Origin of the sequence: Enterococcus sp. AZ101 (genome assembly GCF_050499005.1) — a bacterium.
GTDB lineage: Bacteria > Bacillota > Bacilli > Lactobacillales > Enterococcaceae > Enterococcus_L > Enterococcus_L ureilyticus.
The window spans coordinates 1,364,041-1,384,797 of the sequence record NZ_JBMHEZ010000001.1 but is presented as its reverse complement, the minus strand read 5'-3'; the positions used below and the strand labels follow the sequence as shown (position 1 = coordinate 1,384,797).

At 32.7% G+C, this 20,757-nt stretch carries 16 protein-coding genes and 1 riboswitch; of the genes, 6 read left to right on the top strand and 10 right to left on the bottom strand.

What is annotated here, in order from left to right:
- Nucleotides 1–109 precede the first annotated feature (109 nt).
- From IGJ50_RS06590 to IGJ50_RS06570, 5 genes are all read right to left on the bottom strand, one after another.
- The gene (locus IGJ50_RS06590; protein WP_429949552.1) at nt 110–2,263 is read right to left on the bottom strand and encodes a hypothetical protein; all 2,154 of its coding nucleotides are present in this window, start codon (nt 2,261–2,263) and stop codon (nt 110–112) included.
- Between the two features lie 229 nt (nt 2,264–2,492).
- The gene (locus tag IGJ50_RS06585) at nt 2,493–3,332 is read right to left on the bottom strand and encodes an AAA domain-containing protein (protein ID WP_429949550.1); all 840 of its coding nucleotides are present in this window, start codon (nt 3,330–3,332) and stop codon (nt 2,493–2,495) included.
- Between the two features lie 253 nt (nt 3,333–3,585).
- Nucleotides 3,586–5,694: a UvrD-helicase domain-containing protein gene (locus IGJ50_RS06580; protein WP_429949548.1), complete on the bottom strand. Its 2,109-nt coding sequence runs from the start codon at nt 5,692–5,694 to the stop codon at nt 3,586–3,588.
- Nucleotides 5,678–8,053, bottom strand: coding sequence for an AAA family ATPase (locus IGJ50_RS06575; RefSeq protein ID WP_207121325.1), 2,376 nt, complete (start codon nt 8,051–8,053; stop codon nt 5,678–5,680). The genes IGJ50_RS06580 and IGJ50_RS06575 overlap by 17 nt, the downstream gene beginning before the upstream one ends.
- A gap of 592 nt (nt 8,054–8,645) precedes the next feature.
- The gene (locus IGJ50_RS06570; protein WP_429949545.1) at nt 8,646–10,142 is read right to left on the bottom strand and encodes an Lsa family ABC-F type ribosomal protection protein; all 1,497 of its coding nucleotides are present in this window, start codon (nt 10,140–10,142) and stop codon (nt 8,646–8,648) included.
- 373 nt (nt 10,143–10,515) lie between these two features.
- On the opposite strand from IGJ50_RS06570, the gene IGJ50_RS06565 reads away from it, so the two are divergent.
- The 4 genes from IGJ50_RS06565 to IGJ50_RS06550 all read left to right on the top strand — a co-directional run bounded on the left by IGJ50_RS06565 (nt 10,516) and on the right by IGJ50_RS06550 (nt 13,506).
- Nucleotides 10,516–11,151, top strand: a complete 636-nt coding sequence (locus IGJ50_RS06565; protein WP_429949543.1) for a hypothetical protein — start codon at nt 10,516–10,518, stop codon at nt 11,149–11,151.
- 130 nt (nt 11,152–11,281) lie between these two features.
- Nucleotides 11,282–11,665 carry a VOC family protein gene (locus IGJ50_RS06560; RefSeq protein WP_429949541.1) on the top strand — a complete coding sequence of 128 codons (384 nt, stop codon included), beginning with the start codon at nt 11,282–11,284 and terminating at the stop codon, nt 11,663–11,665.
- A 34-nt stretch (nt 11,666–11,699) separates the two neighbouring features.
- Nucleotides 11,700–12,539 (top strand): Cof-type HAD-IIB family hydrolase, encoded by an 840-nt coding sequence (locus IGJ50_RS06555; RefSeq protein ID WP_429949539.1) that lies wholly within the window; start codon nt 11,700–11,702, stop codon nt 12,537–12,539.
- 115 nt (nt 12,540–12,654) lie between these two features.
- Nucleotides 12,655–13,506: a MurR/RpiR family transcriptional regulator gene (locus tag IGJ50_RS06550; RefSeq protein WP_069639945.1), complete on the top strand. Its 852-nt coding sequence runs from the start codon at nt 12,655–12,657 to the stop codon at nt 13,504–13,506.
- A gap of 56 nt (nt 13,507–13,562) precedes the next feature.
- Here IGJ50_RS06550 and IGJ50_RS06545 read toward each other — a convergent pair whose 3' ends face one another.
- From IGJ50_RS06545 to IGJ50_RS06535, 3 genes are all read right to left on the bottom strand, one after another.
- Nucleotides 13,563–14,312, bottom strand: coding sequence for a zinc-ribbon domain-containing protein (locus tag IGJ50_RS06545; protein ID WP_429949537.1), 750 nt, complete (start codon nt 14,310–14,312; stop codon nt 13,563–13,565).
- 11 nt (nt 14,313–14,323) lie between these two features.
- Nucleotides 14,324–15,475, bottom strand: coding sequence for a glycoside hydrolase family 3 protein (locus IGJ50_RS06540; protein ID WP_429949536.1), 1,152 nt, complete (start codon nt 15,473–15,475; stop codon nt 14,324–14,326).
- A 128-nt stretch (nt 15,476–15,603) separates the two neighbouring features.
- The gene (locus IGJ50_RS06535; RefSeq protein ID WP_429949534.1) at nt 15,604–17,136 is read right to left on the bottom strand and encodes a zinc ribbon domain-containing protein; all 1,533 of its coding nucleotides are present in this window, start codon (nt 17,134–17,136) and stop codon (nt 15,604–15,606) included.
- A 233-nt stretch (nt 17,137–17,369) separates the two neighbouring features.
- Here IGJ50_RS06535 and IGJ50_RS06530 point away from each other — a divergent pair, with 233 nt between their 5' ends.
- On the top strand, nt 17,370–17,768 hold the full coding sequence (locus IGJ50_RS06530; RefSeq protein ID WP_207121331.1) for a VOC family protein: 399 nt from the start codon (nt 17,370–17,372) through the stop codon (nt 17,766–17,768).
- A 164-nt stretch (nt 17,769–17,932) separates the two neighbouring features.
- The gene (locus tag IGJ50_RS06525) at nt 17,933–18,058 is read left to right on the top strand and encodes a hypothetical protein (RefSeq protein WP_429949532.1); all 126 of its coding nucleotides are present in this window, start codon (nt 17,933–17,935) and stop codon (nt 18,056–18,058) included.
- Nucleotides 18,059–18,240: 182 nt separating this feature from the next.
- Here IGJ50_RS06525 and IGJ50_RS06520 read toward each other — a convergent pair whose 3' ends face one another.
- Entirely contained in the window at nt 18,241–19,812 is a 1,572-nt protein-coding gene (locus tag IGJ50_RS06520) for a hypothetical protein (protein WP_429949530.1), read from the bottom strand.
- Between the two features lie 143 nt (nt 19,813–19,955).
- Nucleotides 19,956–20,543, bottom strand: coding sequence for an energy-coupled thiamine transporter ThiT (thiT, locus tag IGJ50_RS06515; RefSeq protein ID WP_069639939.1), 588 nt, complete (start codon nt 20,541–20,543; stop codon nt 19,956–19,958).
- Between the two features lie 53 nt (nt 20,544–20,596).
- Nucleotides 20,597–20,695, bottom strand: a riboswitch (TPP riboswitch).
- Nucleotides 20,696–20,757: the final 62 nt, after the last annotated feature.

Sequence of the window (20,757 nt, the reverse complement as noted above, 5' to 3'; positions counted from 1 at the left end):
ATAATAATGAAATAAAAAAGTTACTCTGAAATCAAGAGATGTTCAGATGTAACTTTCTTTCAATCTATATTCAATTAAAAAAGTTTATTATCTCTTCCTCAATGCTCTATCAGTAAACCCCCACTTCTTCTTCGGCTTTATCGTAAATCAGCTTGGTTTTATTCGCATCTAATTTTTCCCAGTTTTCTCCATAAATATGTTCCAAGCGTCCATAGGTGTCATAGGAGAGAATATAACGATGGTCGTGTTTTTCATCATTGATGATTGTGTATAGTTTGTCCTCATCATCTTGGCTGATCTGCCAAGTCCCCCCTTCGAACTCATCTGCTTTAGGCCTTTTACTATTTTTCTCCAACAATTGTTTGACATTATCTGTAACATATTCTGAATGATCTTTTAAATTTTGATCACGTTCATCAGATAATAAATAATAAACAACAAAAAACTTTTGCGACATTATTGGCCGAACTTGAATATCCGCCCACAATTCCTCGAATTTATCTTGTGGTAATAATTCCCAACCCTCTCCATAAACATTTTCGATTTTTTCATCATTTGTTTCTTGAAGAATGATGAACGGTTCCTCTTCATCTAGTAAATTCAATGCTGTGACAAAGCCATATTCTGAAACGTTATCTGGTGAAGAATAGAAATCATATTTGGATTCGATCGTTATTTTGGGTAACTCTGAAACTACCATTTGCTTAGCTTGTTCCTTGGCTTTTCCAACTAAATGTTCTTCTACAAACGTATCACGATCCGTATCTTCTCGATTGATAAAAAAGTAATAAAGAAATTGATCATACAAATTCTCACTTTCTTTTAAATCTGATACTTCATCTGTAAAATAGCTAGCTTTGGATTCACTTTCTCCACTGACAAAGGATTGAATATCAGAAGGAGTGGTATAAGAATTCCGTTCTTCAAGTCGAAACAAACTATTGCCAATTTTAAACAGTGCAAAGAGGATCAAACAAACAGCCCATATATTTCTGCCCACACCCTTTTCTTTTTTGAGAGGACCTTGGGGCGGTTCCATAACTTGTAACATAGCCAATTCTTTTGATTGAAATAATGCCGGGTCTTTTTTGGCTAATTCTGCCCAGCATTCTTTTACACGAGAATGACGTTTTAAGCGAAAATAAACATAGCCCGTTAATAAATCAATCGTTGTCGTTGGAATGGTTACTTCGCTTTTATCATAAATCAAGACAGCGTTGGCAGATCCTTCATTTTTGACCCATTCATAATAGGTTCTAAAAAAACCACTCGTATTCGTCTCATTCAAGGCAAGGACTTCAGCCAATAATTCATTCAATGAGCTGACCGTATGTTCCTGTTCTAGTCTAAAATCATTCATCAAAAGATGCGCAATTTGCAAATTGATGACATCTTGATCTTTTGTCATCACAGCGTGACATGAATTCAAACGCTCTTGCCAAAGAGCTTGATCTGGAAGACCATTGTCGAAAAGGTGAAAAAGTTCATACCGATCCGTAAAATAGGCAATCCGCTGTTCTAATTGAATATTCTGATAGATGTCAAATGAAAAAGATGGAACTTCCTTGATCGCTGCCCATGTATAACAAAAATAATCGCCAGATTTATAATCTTTTATCAACGAATCAAAATCAAAAAATTCACCAATATACTCAATAACTTGCTTGGATAATACACGATAATTTGCCAGTAAAAATCCCTTCATTATATCTGAAATGTCACGATGTTCATCAATTGACCACTCCAGATCATCTGAAAATAGCAACGTCCATTTTTCTACTTCAGAAAAGAACGCCATTTCGTTATAAAGTGCTGCTAATTTATGGTCAAAGTGTTCAACGTTGTTCGTTTGGCTTTGAGTGATTGTCTCTGGTTTCGTTATGCTTTGATTATTTCCCTTGAGCTCAAACGAGTCTTGTTCGAATGTTATTTCTTCATTTTTTTGAACAGTCTGTTGTGTCTTTTCATGTTCTAACTTACTTGTCTTTAGCTCGACTTTTTGTTCTATATCGTTCGGTGGCTCTTCATCTGCTGCTTCAATTGCGGCTATAGTTGTTGTTTTTTCGATAGGTCGACCACTTTCAATAATCGTTCCTGCTAGAAAAATAGCCGAATCAAAGGCTTCTTTTAGCTTTTGAAACGCAATCGCCTCATCTTCTACATTTATTGTTTTTAGTTTTGCAGCATAGGCCCGCTTTATCTTTTTTTTATCTGAAGTTGGTTCCAACCCCAATATTTCCCAACAATTCATAACCCAACGCACCTTCTCTTTCTCCAGAACCTGCTTCTATTTAGCTTATCTACCATTATGACAAAGAAAGAATGGAATAACAATACTAGAAATCCTTGAGATCAAGGTTAATTCAACATTTTTCCAGATAAAAAAACACGAATCAAAGAAAAACTTAACTGGAAAAGTCCAGTAGAGTTTCGACAGTTCGATCAAAAAACTGCATAAAAAATAGAGTAGAAAAATCCACTCTATAAAAAGTCTAACTTTTTGGGGTCACTACAGCAGACTCAAAATTATAAAGTGGAACTTCCTTCACTCCTGAAAAAAATCCTGTCTTATTAGTTGAACTCCCTAATTTTGCAACAAGGTAATCTAGTTCTTTTTTAGCCATTTTTTCATACACATTTTCAACTGCCGGATTATTATTTGAAACAATTGCAACAGATTTTTTATTCACTAAAATATTTGCAATGATATTTGAAATAGTTTGTGTTTTTCCCGTGACAGGAGGACCTTCAATAATACTAATTTGAGAGGAAAAGGCATTTTCAACAGCTTCTAATTGGCTCTCATTCAACCCAAATGGAAAAATAAAATGCTCTAAAGAATCTCTAGCTTCATTTTTACCATAGCAATAAGAGTGTAAAGCTGTTCCTTTATAAAGAGTAATTTTTTTCAATTGCCTCTCTATATTTTCGGCCATAGGTTTATTTGTTGGACTAGCATGACGAACACGTTCTTTTGCAATTTCAGTAAAATAAGAAAATATATTCTCATTTTTCAAACCAGAACTCGCAATAATTCTTACATTTCCCGACTTCATGACATACTTTTTTTGATCATTTGGATAGTTTACAACAACATACTTATTCCCATATTCAGTGGATTTATCTATTTGTTGATAAACGTTTTCTTCTCTAGATAAAAGACCTGCTTGTATTTCTTTTTGTGGTGTAATCTTGCAAAAGACTAACGGTTTTGTAAATAACTTACCTGATGGAAAACCTACAGTCACCATCATTTGATTTTCTTTACTCCAAAGTCTCCAATCTGTTATTTGGTTCGTTTTGTCCTGTCCATTCATGAATATCGAAAACATTGCATACCGTCCTAGTTTCAATTTTTTTTAGTTTATATATTATACTAAAGAACCTTACTACCAATTAAATTCAACTGTTTTAATACTAAAGAGCTTGTTTATTTCCGTTAAAAATCATCTAAAAAAATAAATTTCTAAATGATTAACACCTTAAAAATAAATATCTAATTCACTAATATGAATAAAAAGCATCATATAGATAAGAATGTAGGATTACATGATGCTACTCCACATCCTCAGAGATTCCATCCCTTTAACTTTCAGGACTATCATAGGCTATGTCTAAAATATCAGGATCAAGGCTTTTTATTTCTTCAAAAATCACACTTATATTTTGTCTTTCATTTTGTTGTAAATCTTCTGAAATATATATAATATACAGTTTTTTCCGCGCTCTTGAGCAAGCAACATATAGCAGATTTCTAACGCTATTAAATCTAAGGCTCTCTTCCTCCGTGAAATTTAAATTACCATAATTTTCAAAGAAAAATTGAATATAATCTTTCTTATTTGCAAAAGTATTTTCAAGAACAATAACTACATTATCAAATTCCAGACCTTTTGATCCGTGCAATGTATAGTAGTTTATACCTGTTTCTTTTTTATCAGTCTGAACATATTCATACCAACAAAGAAATTCTTTTAGCTCTAAATCAAAGAAGGAATTTATAATACTCATATCTCTTTCAGATTCATTGCTATCGTCATCTTCAAAAGTATCGCTTGAAGTAAAGTAAAAATAATCATATGCTCGTTTTTTTATTTGTTCTATATAATTGTTAGTAGAATCAATTGAAAATATATTTTTCAAAATCGATTCTACCTCAAAATTAGTATTAGTCTCCTTATTATTACTAATACTAATTTTGCCTAATTCATTTATATAGCCACCAATTTTTGTAGATTTAATAGAATTAACTTTTTTAATAAATTGAATAAAAACATCGTAAGTAATCTGTGTGGAGCCTTCTATAAAATTTGTAACCATCCTTACAGTGGAGTCCTCATTTTTCACCTTTGCTATAAAATCAATAAAGTTTAAAACTTCTCTTAAAAACCATCCCATATTTTGTAGATTATTTGACAAAAACTCTGAACCAACATTATTGTAATTCCCACCACTAAATCTTGGAAACTCTCTAATTTTGTTTAATAAATTCTCAAATTCTCTTTCCTTAGCTATTTTATCGTTCTTTAAAAGTAAAACTGCACAATCTTTATCAATTTCTTTTTGTGACAAAAAACTAGATAGACTTTCCAATTCAAGACTCGAATGATAAAACTGAATTTTACCGTCCTTGAAATTTTTATAGATACTTTTTTGTCCAAATCCGTCATTTCTTATTCTTTCAATGAGTTCTACTATCTGTGAAGATGATCTACGATTAAAAACCTTTTTTATTGGTATAAAGTCTTCAACAATAGTATCTAATTTGCCAACTCCTTTATCATAAATATTTTGCATGTAGTCACCAAAATACCCTATCAGAAAGTTCGTCTCTCTTTCTCTTGAATAATCTAGAATACTGTTAAAGATCTCAACAACCTTTCTATCCGTATCTTGATATTCATCAATTAGAACATAAGGATACTTGTCAAAAAATAATCTTTTTACTATATTGTTATTTATGATAATTGAGTAAGCATAGTCTAATAACGTATCATGACTAATAATAAATAAACTAAGATTGTCTCTATTACGAGTAGGATTGTAACGTACTTTACATTTTCTTTTATTAGAGTTACTTAATGCTTCTTTCAGTTTTTGCTCACTTCTTAACGCTGATACAACTTTTTTAAAATTTGAAACATTACTCAATAATTTTTCATCAATCTTCCCAGTGTTCTTTATTGCATCTCTAAAATCTGTTGCAGATTCACTGTAATATTGATAAAACAAATCAAGAAATTCTTGATTTAAAACTATCTGTTTAAAGCTTTCTTGATCATCACATTCGTTATAAAATTTTATCTCGGATAAAGTATCATCTATCTTTCCCAACTCTTCTTCTATCTTTTTTTTATGTTCATTAATTAGTAATGGCTGTTGATGCGCAATAAAACCCCATAAAAACTCATGAATAGTCGATACAACAACAAGTGAGTTCTGTCCTATTCTTTCCAAAATTTCATTTTTTGCGGCATTGGTATATGTTATGCACAATATTTTCTGCTTTACACTTAATAACTCATCTGTTCTGTTTTCTAAGATATATTCAATAGATTTTTGTAATGAATATGTTTTTCCGGCACCAGCACCCGCATCAAAATAAAAACATTTAAAATCCTTTATACTTTCATTTATTTGATTTTGTATCTTTCTCTCATTTTTTATGTTTTCTTCACTAATCAATTGAGTCATTTGTCTCCTCCGAAAAATGCGTCTTCAGTTCTTGTAATCCAATTTCAATATATTTTGGAATTCGCATTTCAAACTCTGATTCTGTTGTATTTAGAAAAACTAATCCTGTCGAAAATTTAGATTTTCCATCAGATAATTTAACTTGATACATATAAGAATAATCTACCATCTCGAATTCTCTATCAATACCTCTAAAGTATTTCATTTGTGGATGAACATATTGTAAAAGCTTTATTAACGACTCCTTATTTTCAAATTGGTCATCATTATCCTTACAATTAGTCAATACTATTGCTTCTTCAAAACTTGTTGCATAGTTCCCATTAATCTTTCCTTGAGTGAAAAGCGATATATTGCAACGAGATATTTTCAATGATTCCGTTTCACCGATACAATCTATGATAAAGCGATTAATTATTTCCGTTTCATCAGTAGCCTTCTCTTTTTTTATAAATGCTAGTAGCGACTGATTAGTAGTAATACAGGAATTAGGGGAAATCCTATTGTTTAAATCTGTTATTGGTTTAGGGATGATATCTTCTTCATCAACTTTACTCAATTTCACTGTTTTTTCTTCCTCAGACCTTTTCAAATCTAAGTCAGTAAAAATGATTGTTTTTATCTTCAATAAAGTCAATAAGGTTATAAATTGATGTGCATAAGCACCATCAATTCTATAAACTTTTAGATGATGTTTATTTAAAACTTCATCATTATCAATAAGATATCTTATATACGTTTCCTCAGATACCCCTTCAACTAACACTATTGCATCTGTGAAAAAAATATCCGAGGCTTCTAGCCTTAAATATTTTTTTATATATTCAAAAATTCCAGAATCAATTTTTCCTGTTGAGGTCAACTCTTCATCTTTTATATTTTGTACAATAATCTCGTTTTTACTATCACATCCTAAGTAGACAATATTGTTTAGCGTATTCCCAGAGTGAATTTTACTATTCAAAATAGCCGAAGAATGGGTTGTTATAATTATTTGAAAGGTCTCTAATTTATTCTTTCCCTTATTTCCTATTAGTTTAGCGATTGCCTTAGAAATATTTTTAATAAAGAGTTCTTGCATTTGAGGATGCATAAATGATTCAGGCTCTTCAATACATAAAATGTTGATTGCACCATTTATATCTTCTTTTCCGTACAACTCAATATAATCAACAATCTCAGAGATTATAACCATTAGATTTGTATATCCTAGACCAAATTGATTTTCTGGAATATAGTTTCCGTTTTCTTGGTATTCGTAAATGATCCCGTGATTGAAGATTGTTGGCAAATTAATATCTGGTTTTAAGTTCATTTTTAGATTTTTAGCCGATTCTATACTTGTAACAGCATCTTGTAAGATTTTTGTAATGTTATCATCAACAGTTTTTTTTGTTTGATAATTTAACTGGTACATAAAATTATCTAAATCTTCAGTTTCGTGATTTTTTATGTAAGTTGTTACGATTTTATTGTATGCATTGGTTAACGTCTTACCATCTTTTACTGTATTTGCATCAATCGTTTTTACTTTTAACAACGAAGATAGAGAAAAATCCTTAGCTGGCTCATCACTGCCCTCTGCATAGAAGTTTAGAATATAATATTTACCACAAAAATGCTGTAAATAAGCTCTAAAATTTTCTTCTTCAAAAAATTCAATAAATCTTTTTATTTTTTCACTACTACTAATTTTCTCTCTTAATTTAGCTATTGAAGTTTCGACACTATCTGTTGGAAAATTTTTTTCAATCTCCTCCATAGATAAGTCTAATTGAGACAATTTTACTGTTACATTTTTATTTAATTTAGACAATGAATCCAAGAACTTAATTTTATTATTAACTTCATATTTTATTTGTATATTTACATCCGCCACATCTTCCTTTTGTTGATCGGCTTCTTTTTTTATATCCCTTACGATTAAAATATCTTCAAATTTTCCAATTACATCATCTTTATCATTAATACCTATTTCTAGATTAAATTCCAACACTGGTAAATTTTGACCTGCGATGTCTTTAATATACTTCTGATCTTTCATCCAGATATTATCCTCATACCATTTACGTAAATAGTTTAAGTTAAAATCAGTATATTTAAAAACGTCTAATGAGCCACATTTTTTGTCTTTCAAACATTTCATTAAAGACAATACTGTTGTTTTCCCTGAATTATTTTTACCAACCATTAATGTAGAGCTTTTAGAAATATATTTTTCTGCAACCTCTTCACTCTCATCCTTCTTTACAGTATCCAGTTTGGTGTCTTCCTCCCAAGTTTCATGCGCAAACTCAATTCTTTGTAGCTTATCACCAAATTTCCTATAATTTCTAACAGATAACTTTTTTAGGTACATTTTTCTTCCTCCTTATAATTTGTTTTCCCAATATTTTCAATCTATTTTTACCTTTAATATATTTAAGTATTAACTAATGTATACATAGCTTATAATATATAGATATTTTAGTGCTGATATTTTTAAACAATAATAATTCAGAGAGACATTACCATTTAAATTTATTCCTTATATAATCATGATTAATTAGAGATTTCTGAAGATTTAGTTAACTCTCATTATATCCAAAAAACTACCTGTCTCCATATTCAAATAGAAATCCTCTTACAAACTATCCTAATTTGAATATACATCAACAAAATAGGTTAGTTTCTCTGCATACGAGTATCGATTCAATCTTTTTTCCGAATACGAAACAATTAATAACATTATTTTTGTGCATATTGATAACTGCCTCATTTATATAATACCATAATTAATATATTTTAAACATTATGAAATATACCATTATAAAAGATTTGTTCTAAAAAATGCTCATTGGTGCTAGTATTGATTCTACTTTTATTTTCAGACATCAAAAAAGCTAGGAATGCCTATATAAAAGCGTTCCTAACTTATAAATGACAAGCATCATCTTTCAACAGGTTTTTCCTTACTTATTCAGCGTAATAATTTGGGTGGCTATTTTTTTTAAGAAGACTTGATCGTGTTCCACTAAAAGCATGCTTGGTTTTATCGACAAAATCAATTGCTCTAATTGTTCTTGATTAAAGACATCCAAATAATTTAATGGTTCATCCCAAATATAAAGTTCAGCCGGCTGGGCCAATGATTTAGCGAGTTCAACTTTTTTCCGTTGTCCCATACTCATTTGTTCAATTCGATTTTGAAAGACTTCTCGTTCCATTCCTAGTTTATGCAAGTTATTGAGAAATTCTTGATGATCGAGGTTTTGTTCTTCAGAAAATTCCAGTAGCGTTCCTCGATTGTCTTCATAGTTTTGACGAACATAACTGATTTTTAATCGCTCTGGACGAATCACTGTTCCTTGACGCCCACCATCAAATTGATTCAATAAAAAGCGAATGATCGATGATTTCCCTGAACCATTTGGACCAGCTAAAGCGATTCTTTGGCTTTGGTTTAACTCAAATGATATTGCTCGAAACAAGGATTGTTCTTGATAATTTAACTGTAAATTCTCAACTGTCAATAATCGTTTGAGATGTCCTGGTTGATAATTCATCGTTAATAAATCGATATATTCAATATCTTTAAGTAGATTTTCTTTTGCCGTCAGCTTTGTTTCCATCCGATGTTCGATTGTTTTTGCACGTTTCATCGTACGAGCTGCACGTGCACCGATTGCACCAGTATCATAAATTGCTCCACTCCCCTTTTCAGAGGCTCTACCATATTTATCTTGTTCTTTAGAACGCGACCATTCTGCTTTTTCAGCAGCTGTTTTTTTCAAGCGGCTGACTTCTTTTTTTAATTTTTCATTTTGCGCCAGCTCAAACTCATCTTTGATTTTTTTCTGTTCTTCATAAACCGAAAAATTTCCGTGGTAAAGCTCTATCTGGCTTTTCTCAATAGATAATACATGATCTACCACTTCATCCACAAAGGAACGATCATGACTGATCACAATGAATCCTTGACGTTTCTTTTTCAGATAGTCCGCTACTTGTTTACGTCCAACAATATCTAAATGATTCGTTGGTTCGTCAATCAAGGGAAAGTAATGAGCATCAATAAACAATAAAGCTAATAAAACTTTTGTCTGTTCACCGCCAGAAAGGCTTTCAAACTCACGCCATAAGATTGCAGGATCTACTTGGAGAAGATTTAACTCACGTTCGATTTCCCATTGCTCAAACTCACTGATTTCTTGCAATACATAGTAAGTCAATTGCTTACTATCTTTAATTGGTTGAGGAAAATACAGAAATTCTAATTGATGAATAATTTTTCCACTATACACCAATTGATCCTGTAGAATTTTTAGTAAGGTTGTTTTTCCTCGACCGTTTCTGCCAATCAACCCTAATTTCCACTGAGTATCAACGTTTAAATTTGCTTGATCGAATAGTAGTGTTCCTTGAGTGTCATACCCGAATGTTATATTTTTTAGTTCAATTTTTGACATCGTCTCACCTCGTTTATGAAAAGCTGAAGGAAGTTCAATGATTCCTTCTGCACTTTTCAGAACTAGCAACGGGATTTCGAGTACACAAAAAATCCGTACCTTGAAAAATCATGCCAATTCTGAAAATCTGCACACTGCTCCCCTGAGATAGCTCAAGTTACAGTCTGAATGCAGCTTCAACAAATTGACTTAATTTTTCAATGCACGGATCCCTCACTTCGTCTTTTTATGCTTTTACTATATCATGATCTTTTTCTCTCTGTCAACAATGCTTGGTTCTCTATTCTAAAAGAAACTACTAAAATGAAGAAAGTAACGTATACTATGAAGTATAGTAGCTATTATTTATGATTATTCGCTGGGAGGTAAACACTTGAAAATAATAATTTGTATTCACGCTCATTCTTCTAACATCCCCTATTTGACTCAACTATTTCAAGATAAAGAAAATGTTATTTTAGAGCATTATGTCATGACAGATTTTTTTGAGATCATCACAAAAGAAAGACTCACTCAATTTATTGAAGGTAAAATAATAAAAAATGTCTGCAACGTCATTATTACTTGCACTATGTATTCCAACTTGATTCAACAGGAATCGATCAAAGGTGTGCCAATTATTCGTGTAGAGCATCCATTACTCGAACACATTACAACGAATCCTCATCAAAAACACTTGATTTTTTCAAATCCTAAAACAGTCGCTGAAACGGTTAAAAAAGTCGAAGCGTTCTACAAAAAAAAGCAGTTGGTTCCTGACTTTACTATCTCTGTTATTCCTGACGTTTTCGATTTAATCTTAACCAATCAAAAAGCAGCTTACCGGCAGTCCTTGATTAACTATTTGACCTTACATAAAGAAACATGGTCAGGTGATATTTATTTAATGCAACTTTCTATGGCAATCGTTTCAAAAAAAGATCTTGTCCCTCTGACTAATTCTGTATTCACGATTCTTGAAACTTTAGATAGAGCCATCAATGAGGAATTATCAAAAAATCTTGAATGAAAATTATCATATTTAGTCTTTAAGAACGAGCAATCTTGAGAAGATTCTTTCAACCTTCTAGAAAGTCTGCTTTTTGATTTCGTTTTCCTATATACTATACTCACAACTAACGATTAAAGGAGACTTTACAATGAAAATTGAACATATTGGCTTATGGGTAGCTGACTTGGAGAAGATGCGGACGTTTTATGAAACCTATTTTAATGCGCACTCTTCAGCTCTTTATCATAATAAAAAAACGAGCTTTCAATCCTATTTTCTGACATTTACGGATGGTGCAAGACTTGAAATCATGAGAAGAGATGATGTTGTTCAACACCTTTCTGAGAATGAGGGTTTAGGATTTGCTCATTTAGCAATCTCTTTAGGGAGCAAAGATAGTGTTGATAATCTAACCAATATCTTGGTTACGGAAGGATATGAACTATTAAGCCCTGCTCGTACAACTGGTGATGGCTATTATGAATCGGTCGTTGCCGATCCTGAAGGAAATCGTCTAGAATTAACAATTTAAAACTATATAATCGATGCTTATTGGAGGAAATAAAATGGACATAAAAGCAATTGTACTAGATATTGATGGCACACTCTTAAATGATGACAAAAAATTGATGAAAAAAACGAAAGAAGCGTTGATCAAGGCTCAAGAAAAGGGAATCAAAGTCATCTTAGCTTCTGGTCGACCTACTCCTGGAATGTTAAAATACGTGGATGAACTGCAAATGAACCAATACGACGGGATGATTGTATCCTATAATGGCGCTCACGTTCTTGATGTCTGTAGCCAAAAAGAACTTTTTAGTCAACCTCTTTCAATCGAAAATAGCAAGAAAATTTTAGAGCATCTAAAATCATTCGATGTAAAGCCGATGATTGCTAAAGATGAATATATGTACGTCAATAATGTGTTCGACGGCATGTTAGACTTAGGGGCTACTGACGGGCTATTTAATATTATTGAATATGAATCACGTGGCGGTAATTTCCAGTTGTGTGAAAAAGAAGATTTAGCAGCTTTTGTTGATTTCCCACTACACAAAATCCTAGTTGCTGCTCAGCCAGAATATTTAGAAGAACACTGGGAAGAAATACTTGCACCATTTAAGCAATCCGTTAGCGGCATGTTCTCTGCACCGATGTACTTTGAATTCACTGACCAAGGTATTGATAAGGCGAATGCTTTGGAGCAAACCTTGAAGCCTCTGGGCATTCATAGAGAGCACATCGTTTCATTTGGTGATGGGCATAATGATCTCTCTTTAATCAATTACGCAGGCCTGGGGATTGCAATGGGCAATGCGGTTGATGAATTAAAAGATGTAGCGGATAAGGTCACAACATCAAACAATGAAGATGGCATAGCAACGGCTTTAGCTGAATTACTTTAATCTGTTAGAAGTAGATCTGAATCAAAAAAACGGAGCTATCTTTTTATGATTCACACATTCAGTCATATTCAGGTATAATTCACTTATACAGACTGAATTGAAAGGTGTCTATCCCATGAATCTTATGCTTAAACTAAAAAATTTAGATAAACTCACAACGAGTGAACAAGTTCTTGTTGACTATATTCTTGATGCTCCTGAAAAAGTGATCCATTTTTCTCCAAAAGAATTAGCAGTACATTCTTATGTATCGATTTCGACGATCTACCGATTGATCAATAAACTTGATCTTGATGGCTTGAATGATCTTAAATTTGCACTAGTTACCTATCTGAATGAACACGGTACAGAGCCAATGATTGATATTGACTACCCCATTTCTGCTGAGGATAATCACTATGCTATGACCCAAAAACTCAAAACAGTTTATGAACAAACTATTCAGTCGACAATTGATACCAATGATGTTGAGATGTTAGCACTTAGTAGCGCTTTACTTGAAGAAGCAAATATTGTCGATATCTATGCATCATCAGCAAATATTTACTTTGCTCAAAATTTTCAATTTCAAATGCAGGAAATCGGTCGCAACATCAATGTACCAATTGATGATTATCGGCAAAACCTAACGGCTGCAAATAGCACACCTAATCATTTAGCCATTGTAGTCTCTTACGAAGGGCGTGGCTCAAGTGTCAAAAAAATTCTTAAAATCTTAAAAAAGAATCAGTGTAAAATTTTATTGATTACCTCATTGCATAGTCCATTGTTACAGGAAAAAGTGGACGGTGTCTTTTATTTTTCATCAATGGAAAATCATTACAATAAAATTTCATCTTTTTCCACTCGAATGTCTTTGATGTCCATCTTTGATCGTTTATATCTTAGTTTCTTCAACCAAGACTATGACAAAAATTTGGCTTATAAACTCGCTAACTATCAAAAAATGAACCCAAATTTAATCTAAGATGATTCTGCACAAAAGACAGCTCACTTTTTACACTGAGCTGTCTTGATTTTCGTTTATCCAAACAAGTTAAAGAGAACAATCGTAATCAACTGCGAATCACCTAATAATAAACAGGAAAAAGAAAGTACGATAAAAGAAAATAATAATAACAACAATGTCAAACTAAATCGTCCCAAAGCTCCCTCTCTTTTCCAAATATTATCTGTAAAAGATAAACTGACGATTAAAGCAGATAGGAAAAATAGCCCTGCAACAATCTGGAAAGAATTAGTTACTAGAAAAGCAATCAACACTGAAAATAGACTAACATATACCGCCAAACTTGCTGGACTAAAAAGCCACCCAAACGCAGTTAGGAACGATACATCCTTTTTCAGGAGCTTATTCATTATTAGGAAAAAGAGTAAGATAAAAACAAAAAAATAAGCAGTTAACAACAATACTATTTCTTTAGAATAACGAATTTCAGCAACACTTCGACTGATCGCAATACTATTAAGAACAATCAATAATAAAAAATTAACTACGCCAAAAATTGGTATTGTTTTTATTTGTACCGTGTTTTCCCCTTTTATCTGGGCATTTAACCAACGGAAATAATTTTTGCTCTCTTTTTTTAGCTGTTGAACAGTTTGATTCTTTTTTAATTGTTCATTTAGATTTTGTTGTAATTGAACGCTTTTTTCCAACACTGTTTCTCCAGACTTTGTTACACCAGATTCTGTTATTTGGCTTTGACCACAGGCTGGACAAAACTTAGCTTCCTTTTTAACTTCTTTTCCGCAACGATTACAATTATTCATTTTTTACACCTCTACCCTTTTATTAATCCTATCTCCATTTTCATTTTTAATACTCGATAAATGGACTGATCCAGCTCTTTCATCGTATAAGTACCTTGTTCGATTCCTTGTAAAACAAAAGGGATTTGTTCTTGAAACGAAGAAGATAAAATCAAATCATTCCCTGCCTTTAAAGCAGCTAAACCCGCTTCTTCTTGAGAAATAAAATTAGCTAAACCTGCCATATCCATATCATCTGTCATGATCACACCTTGAAAACCTAACTCATTTCGCAAAATGTCATGAATAGGCTGAGAAATTGATGCTGGCATAGTTGCATCAATACTCGTAATGATATTATGAGAAACAAGAACACTATCCGCACCCGCAGCAATACCTGCTTTAAATGGTAAAAAGTCATTTGTTCTTAATTCTTCCAACGTACGATCATCATAGACGATTTCTATATGAGAATCACGATTATTCCCATAACCTGGAAAATGCTTTAACGTTGATACTAATTTTCCCTTTTTTAATTCTTCTACACTAATTCTTACATATTCACTTGTTTGTTGGGCATCCAACCCTAAAGTTCGATCATAAATAAAGGCTTGGGGATCAGTTGCTACATCAGCATCTGGAAACAAGCCACCTTGAATACCATATGAGTGTAAAACTTCTGCTTTCTTCTGAATTTCTGAACGAATCCCTTCCCAACCTGCTTGTTGGTAGATTTCTTGGGGTGATTTAAACGCCTCCGGAATTAAATCGATTCCTCCACTTAAACGTGAAACTGTTCCACCTTCTTCGTCAGAAGCTATAAATAGTGGGAGTTTACTTACAGATTGGTAAGAAGCAATTTTTTCTTTTAATGATACTGGCGTTTCAGTCTCCATATCTCGACCAAATAAAAGATAACCACCTAAATGATAATTTTGAATGTTTTCCAACTGGTCTTCCATTGGGACACGAGCTAAAAATAATTGTCCAACTTTTTCTTCCACACTCATCGAAGCGATCATTTCTTCAATTACTTTATCTTGATTATTTTCAAGAATAATTTTACTTTCTTTAGTTGTATTCGTTGTTTCTTCAATCGTTTTAGTTAAAGAGCTTTCTTGATGATTTGTTCCTTCTTTTTGACTAAACAATAAAATCACCGCTAAACTAATGCCAATAATCACTAATAAAATGACTACTGCACTGATAATCGTCTTTTTATGATTGATAATTGTCCCTCCTAAAATTAAACGCTTTACACAAAAGCTGACAAAAATAGCCTGTAAGTCGTACTAATAAATCGTTAATCTGTTCATTCAATTCCACCATTATCAACGATTTCAAAGTTTTCTTTTCCGCCTGAACTTTGAATATTGAACTGCTTTTCTGTGTCATTATACCTCAGCGTTGCCTTTTGATAGCGAAAAATTTGTGTCACATCGTTTTGTTTATACTCTTTGTAATGGGTCTTATACTTGATCAAGTATTGCACATCATAACAATCTTTACCATTCATTTTAACAGATTCCACCGTAGGAGTTCCACTTACTGAACTCTTGCTTTTACTATCACGCACAGATTGAATGAATGTATCAAAGTCTTGGTACTCAACATTGCTTTTAGTATCTGTAAAGTAAGTAGAAAATGTTTGCTTGGTTGTTTCATCATACGTTGAATAAGATCCTGTATAACTAGAGACGTCTCCATAGAAATGGGACAAAAAGGCTTCAACCTCTGATTTTCCTTTGATTCCTGAGAAATCCAGCTCAATGATCGATGCATACGATTCGGGATCATATTCGCTAGCTTCAAAAGATAGCCCATCAATCGTGTGTTGTTTTGTTTCGATAATGCTTTTATCTGCTAATGTTTTTTTTAATCGAACAGTCATTCCCTGATTCCAAATTTGATTTTTTACTTCATATTCCCCATTAGAAAGTTGACCAATTTTTTTGTCATTGATAAACACTTCTGCATCAGAGATATTGGTTTTTACTTTAAATGAAAGCTTGCGAAAGTCAAGATCAACTTGATTCATTTTAATTAAGCCAGTATGGTGAGCTTGAATTAAATCAACTGTTGTTTCACTTTGCTCACCTAATAATTCTCCCTTGATAGTATATTCTGTCGGCGTTAAGGGGCCCCAGACTGTCTGAAATAGATCCTGATCGGTTCGTTCTTTTTCTTGGTCATCCAAAAATAACTGCATATCCTTCTGGTTTGCTGTAATGGTGATATACCCAGGTTTTAGTTCCCATTGATAGGCATCAAAAAGCAAAAACTTCCTGCCACTTCTTAATAATGATAACTCACCTGTCTGCTTATCCCCAGTTTCTAACTGCAGAATTAATTTAGAAAAGGCTTCTTTATGCTCGTTGTGTTCATAATAAGCGAAATATCTTTTTAATTCATTTTTTGTTATTTGATAATTAGGATCTGTTGAAACGGTCAATTTTTCCATCTGATTGATATCTTTATTCCTCACGATCTCTATCATTCGTTTTAGCTGGTTCTCTTTACTGTAATAATTTTTTGCTGTAAAATAGCTTCCTATAACTAAACAGAAAAGGATTGCAATGATTGCTAAGAAAACTCTTTGACTTTTTTTCATTCGCACTTTATTCTTACTCGTTTTACTTCCTTCTGATTGCAGTGAATTTGTGTGCGATACTGATTCACCACAGGCAGGACAAAATCGAGCCTCTTCTTCTATCAATGAACCACATGAACAAACTATTTTGCTGTCCTCTTCTACTTTTTGGCTTACTTCAAATTGTAGTCCACAGTTTTCACAATAGACTGCATCCTCGTAATTTTCATGCTGACATGACTGACAACTTTTCATGTTTATCTCCTATTTCTACAATTTTTACTCCCTACCTTATCATTCTATTTCGCAAACAAAAAGTCAACTATTTTTGTGATTAAATTGGAAATAAATGAAGATTTATAAAAAAAGAAAGCCTATGCCATCGATTTAAATAACAGTTTTCATTTAATCCGTTATTTTTGACAAAAAAATAAACACATGAGATGCTCTAGTCGTAATCAACAAAAAATGAGAGAAGGTTGGATCTTATGGCAACAATGGTTTTTGTAAATTTCCCAGTCACTGACGTAAAACGTTCTACTGAGTTTTATGAAAAATTAGGGTTTAAAAAGAATCAAGACTTTTCTACAGACGAAACAAGTTCGATGGTGTGGGATGATAACTTTTGGATCATGCTCTTAAATCATGCGTTTTACAGTAAGTTTATTAAGGATAAAACAATTGCAGATACTAAAACAACTAGTGCTACATTGATCGCTTTTAGTTTGGATAGTGCTGAAGCGGTGAAAAAATTTGGTGAAACTGCAAAGGCCAACGGCGGTGACTTTTACAAAGTTGATATGGGGATTCCAGACGATCAAATGTTTGGTCTTGAAGTACAAGATCCTGATGGCAACTCTCTAGAACCAACTTGGATGCAGATGTAAAAGGGAACGAATAAACTTGATTTTTACAGAGTAGATTTGTCTACTCTGTTTTTATTTTCTAACTAGTAACCAGCCTTATTATTTGGTAGAAGCAACTTCTAAGGTATCATTTAAGCGAGTAATGCAAAGTTAGGCTTAAATCTTAGTTGCAGGAGGAATAGTTAATGAAAAATTTTATAAAAAATCACTTGATGTTATGCCTAACCATTGTGATTGGAACCTTTTTAGTGTTTGTTCCAATTATCCATCAAACCGTTTCACCACATTGGATGCTTTATCAATCGATTTAATGGACAAAACATGGAATGAAATACAAGAGTTAGATAAGTTGAGTAAAATTAATTGATTTTCATCATAGAATATATTCAAGTACAGCAAAAATTGTAGCGATTATCCAACTAGGCTGGATAATCGCTACAATTTTTCATTACGTAAGACTTTAAGGTAATTTAACTAACGCTATGAACTCTTCTCAATCAAAAAAACGATTCTTACTCTTCGGACGAAAAGTGGTTTTTACATCCCTCTCCCCAAAATCAAATCGAACAACTGTTGTCTGTCTTTTATTCCTGTCTTTGATTGTATCCTGCATGTTAATAATGACTGATTTTACAACCTCTTGCAATTTAAGTATTGACGTACGATTCGTTGCATAACCTATTCTGATACTAAATATCGTTTCCGCTAGATCTTCATCCGAAAAATCATTTTCAATGATCTCTTTATAAATTGGTTTCAATTCATAAACCTGTTCTAAATCAACGTTGAAAATAGCTACTTTTAAACAACTAGACGTCACCTTTTCCAGTTCCTCAGGCAATCCATTTAACAACTGCTCATAACTCTTATTTGCAATCATATTTTCAACTAAATAGTCTGCTTGTTCTTGTTTTTTTACTATGACCTCTTTTGCTTCTTCATACAGACTCAGTTTATATTTTGGTATCAGCGAACACTTTGATTCTAAGACCTCGTCATCGATATCATATTCAGAAACAAACTGACTTAAACGACTAAGAAGGTTCTCAGCATAAGCGTCTGATACTTTTTGAGCATCTGTTATCATTAAGTTAAACATCAGGAAGGTAAATTGTTCATTTTCAAAATAATTAGCAAAAAGATTGTCTCCAATCTCTTGATTTGTTATCATCCTTTTTAGTATGTTCTTTCGTTGATCAGAGATAGTTCCTAACTGATTGATTTTTTTTGGAAAAAAATAATACATACAATAGTATTTTAACGCTCTGAGCGCTTCATTTTTATTAGAATATCTATTATAAACATTCCGACTGCTTTTTAACCAATGATCAAAGTCTTTTTGATTAAACAGTGCATCTTTCACTAATCTATTGGGCAGTATCTTGTGTAAGTAAAACTGTCTTTTCACACCGTTGTTCTTGTAGCGCAAATAGATGATATACGCCATCCCAATAAGAAAAACCACTGCGGCCACTATGATGATCCGTTTCATGTTCGCAAATTCTTTTTGCTTTTTTTTATCTGCTCTGATTTTATCACTGTCTTGCGTGATTTTTGCTAGTCCCTTTTCCGCATAAGCTTTTTTTACATCGGCGTAGACACGATCACTTGCTTCGATGACTGCTTCGTTATAGTTATCTGCTTTGATCAATTCTAATAATTGATGTTTCAGTTTTTCATCTTCATTCAACGGCTCAAATATTGAAGTAAGTTTTTCACCATGCGCAAAGTATACCTCGTCTTGCGCTAAAACAAAGATGAGAAGACTATTTACAGGAGCATTTCTAGTTTGAAAATCAAAATTTCTAAATTTATTGCCTAAATGTAATTCCAGGCTATTTCCTTGAGGTTCCACATCATGAGTGATGACAACACCATATTCCGGCTTACCATCTAGAACTGAAAATTTTTCTTGATTTAAGTTAGAAACATACTCTTTAGTTTCTTGATTGATTTTTCCAGTTTGATCTTCAATATAAGATTCTGCAGACACATGTTTGCCACCAATAATTAAAAAAAGCCCAACTATACAAATAAATAACAACCCATACCTAATTCTTTTCATTTACTCCCTGATCCTTTTTTATTTTTATTGTAACATAGACTAACGGGCTCTATAAAAAAATTTAATGAAAATAAGGTCAAGACAAATAAAAATCGAGCCAAAACGTACACGTTCTAGCTCGGACTATTCACTCAACTTTATTTTTAGCTCTTTTCAAATCGAGACATACTCGTAGGAACAAACAGCTTAGGATTGATCTTAAGCACCAATAGCAGAACTACTGATGTTGCAATTGCAGTAGCCAACCCGCTTAAGCCATTCATTATAAATGAAAACAACCAAGGATTCATCCCCCACAAAGCAAAACTGCCCCAGAAAATAACTCCAGCAAGAAAATGCCAAAAATAACGCATTGCCGTACCTAAAAATGTTGCATAAAGAATAATGCGACTGCTCTTTCTAAAGTCTCCTGCTTTGATCGTTTGTTGTAATTTCCCACTATAAAGCCCAGCAAAACCGGCAAAACCAAAAGCTAAGATATATTCAATTATGACTTGAAGTGGCGTTAAATAGTACACTTGGGCTGATGGAAAATGAAGTAATCCCCAAATGAAAGCAGAAAAAAATCCTGCTTTGGCTCCTCTTCGCAAAGCATATAATGTGATTGGAATCATGCCTAACGATATGGAAAAGCTACTACCAATGTTCATTGGAATAAATGACAAAACCATTGCGATTGCAGCAACTATCGTTCCTTCAATCCAAATTTGTAACGCTGCTTTTCTTTGCATAAAAAAATCCTCCCTGTAGAACGACCAATTCACAAAGGAGGAGTAAACGAATTTATTTACTCCATCACAATTCCTACGCTCGTACTAACGAACAGGTTCAAGGGTTTAGAGTGGTTACTCATTCTCAGCCATGGGCTCCCCTTTGTGATGGGTTCTATTTAATTTTTTGTGTTTATCTTCTTTTGAGATAACACTAGAACTTTAACATGATATC

Bases quoted from the DNA above. Each gene is read 5' to 3' on its own strand.
- IGJ50_RS06585 (WP_429949550.1), bottom strand. From the start codon at position 3,332: ATGTTTTCGATATTCATGAATGGACAGGACAAAACGAACCAAATAACA.
- IGJ50_RS06580 (WP_429949548.1), bottom strand. From the start codon at position 5,694: ATGACTCAATTGATTAGTGAAGAAAACATAAAAAATGAGAGAAAGATA.
- IGJ50_RS06575 (WP_207121325.1), bottom strand. From the start codon at position 8,053: ATGTACCTAAAAAAGTTATCTGTTAGAAATTATAGGAAATTTGGTGAT.
- IGJ50_RS06570 (WP_429949545.1), bottom strand. From the start codon at position 10,142: ATGTCAAAAATTGAACTAAAAAATATAACATTCGGGTATGACACTCAA.
- IGJ50_RS06560 (WP_429949541.1), top strand. From the start codon at position 11,282: ATGAAAATTGAACATATTGGCTTATGGGTAGCTGACTTGGAGAAGATG.
- IGJ50_RS06555 (WP_429949539.1), top strand. From the start codon at position 11,700: ATGGACATAAAAGCAATTGTACTAGATATTGATGGCACACTCTTAAAT.
- IGJ50_RS06550 (WP_069639945.1), top strand. From the start codon at position 12,655: ATGAATCTTATGCTTAAACTAAAAAATTTAGATAAACTCACAACGAGT.
- IGJ50_RS06545 (WP_429949537.1), bottom strand. From the start codon at position 14,312: ATGAATAATTGTAATCGTTGCGGAAAAGAAGTTAAAAAGGAAGCTAAG.
- IGJ50_RS06535 (WP_429949534.1), bottom strand. From the start codon at position 17,136: ATGAAAAGTTGTCAGTCATGTCAGCATGAAAATTACGAGGATGCAGTC.
- IGJ50_RS06530 (WP_207121331.1), top strand. From the start codon at position 17,370: ATGGCAACAATGGTTTTTGTAAATTTCCCAGTCACTGACGTAAAACGT.
- IGJ50_RS06525 (WP_429949532.1), top strand. From the start codon at position 17,933: ATGAAAAATTTTATAAAAAATCACTTGATGTTATGCCTAACCATTGTG.
- IGJ50_RS06520 (WP_429949530.1), bottom strand. From the start codon at position 19,812: ATGAAAAGAATTAGGTATGGGTTGTTATTTATTTGTATAGTTGGGCTT.
- thiT (WP_069639939.1), bottom strand. From the start codon at position 20,543: ATGCAAAGAAAAGCAGCGTTACAAATTTGGATTGAAGGAACGATAGTT.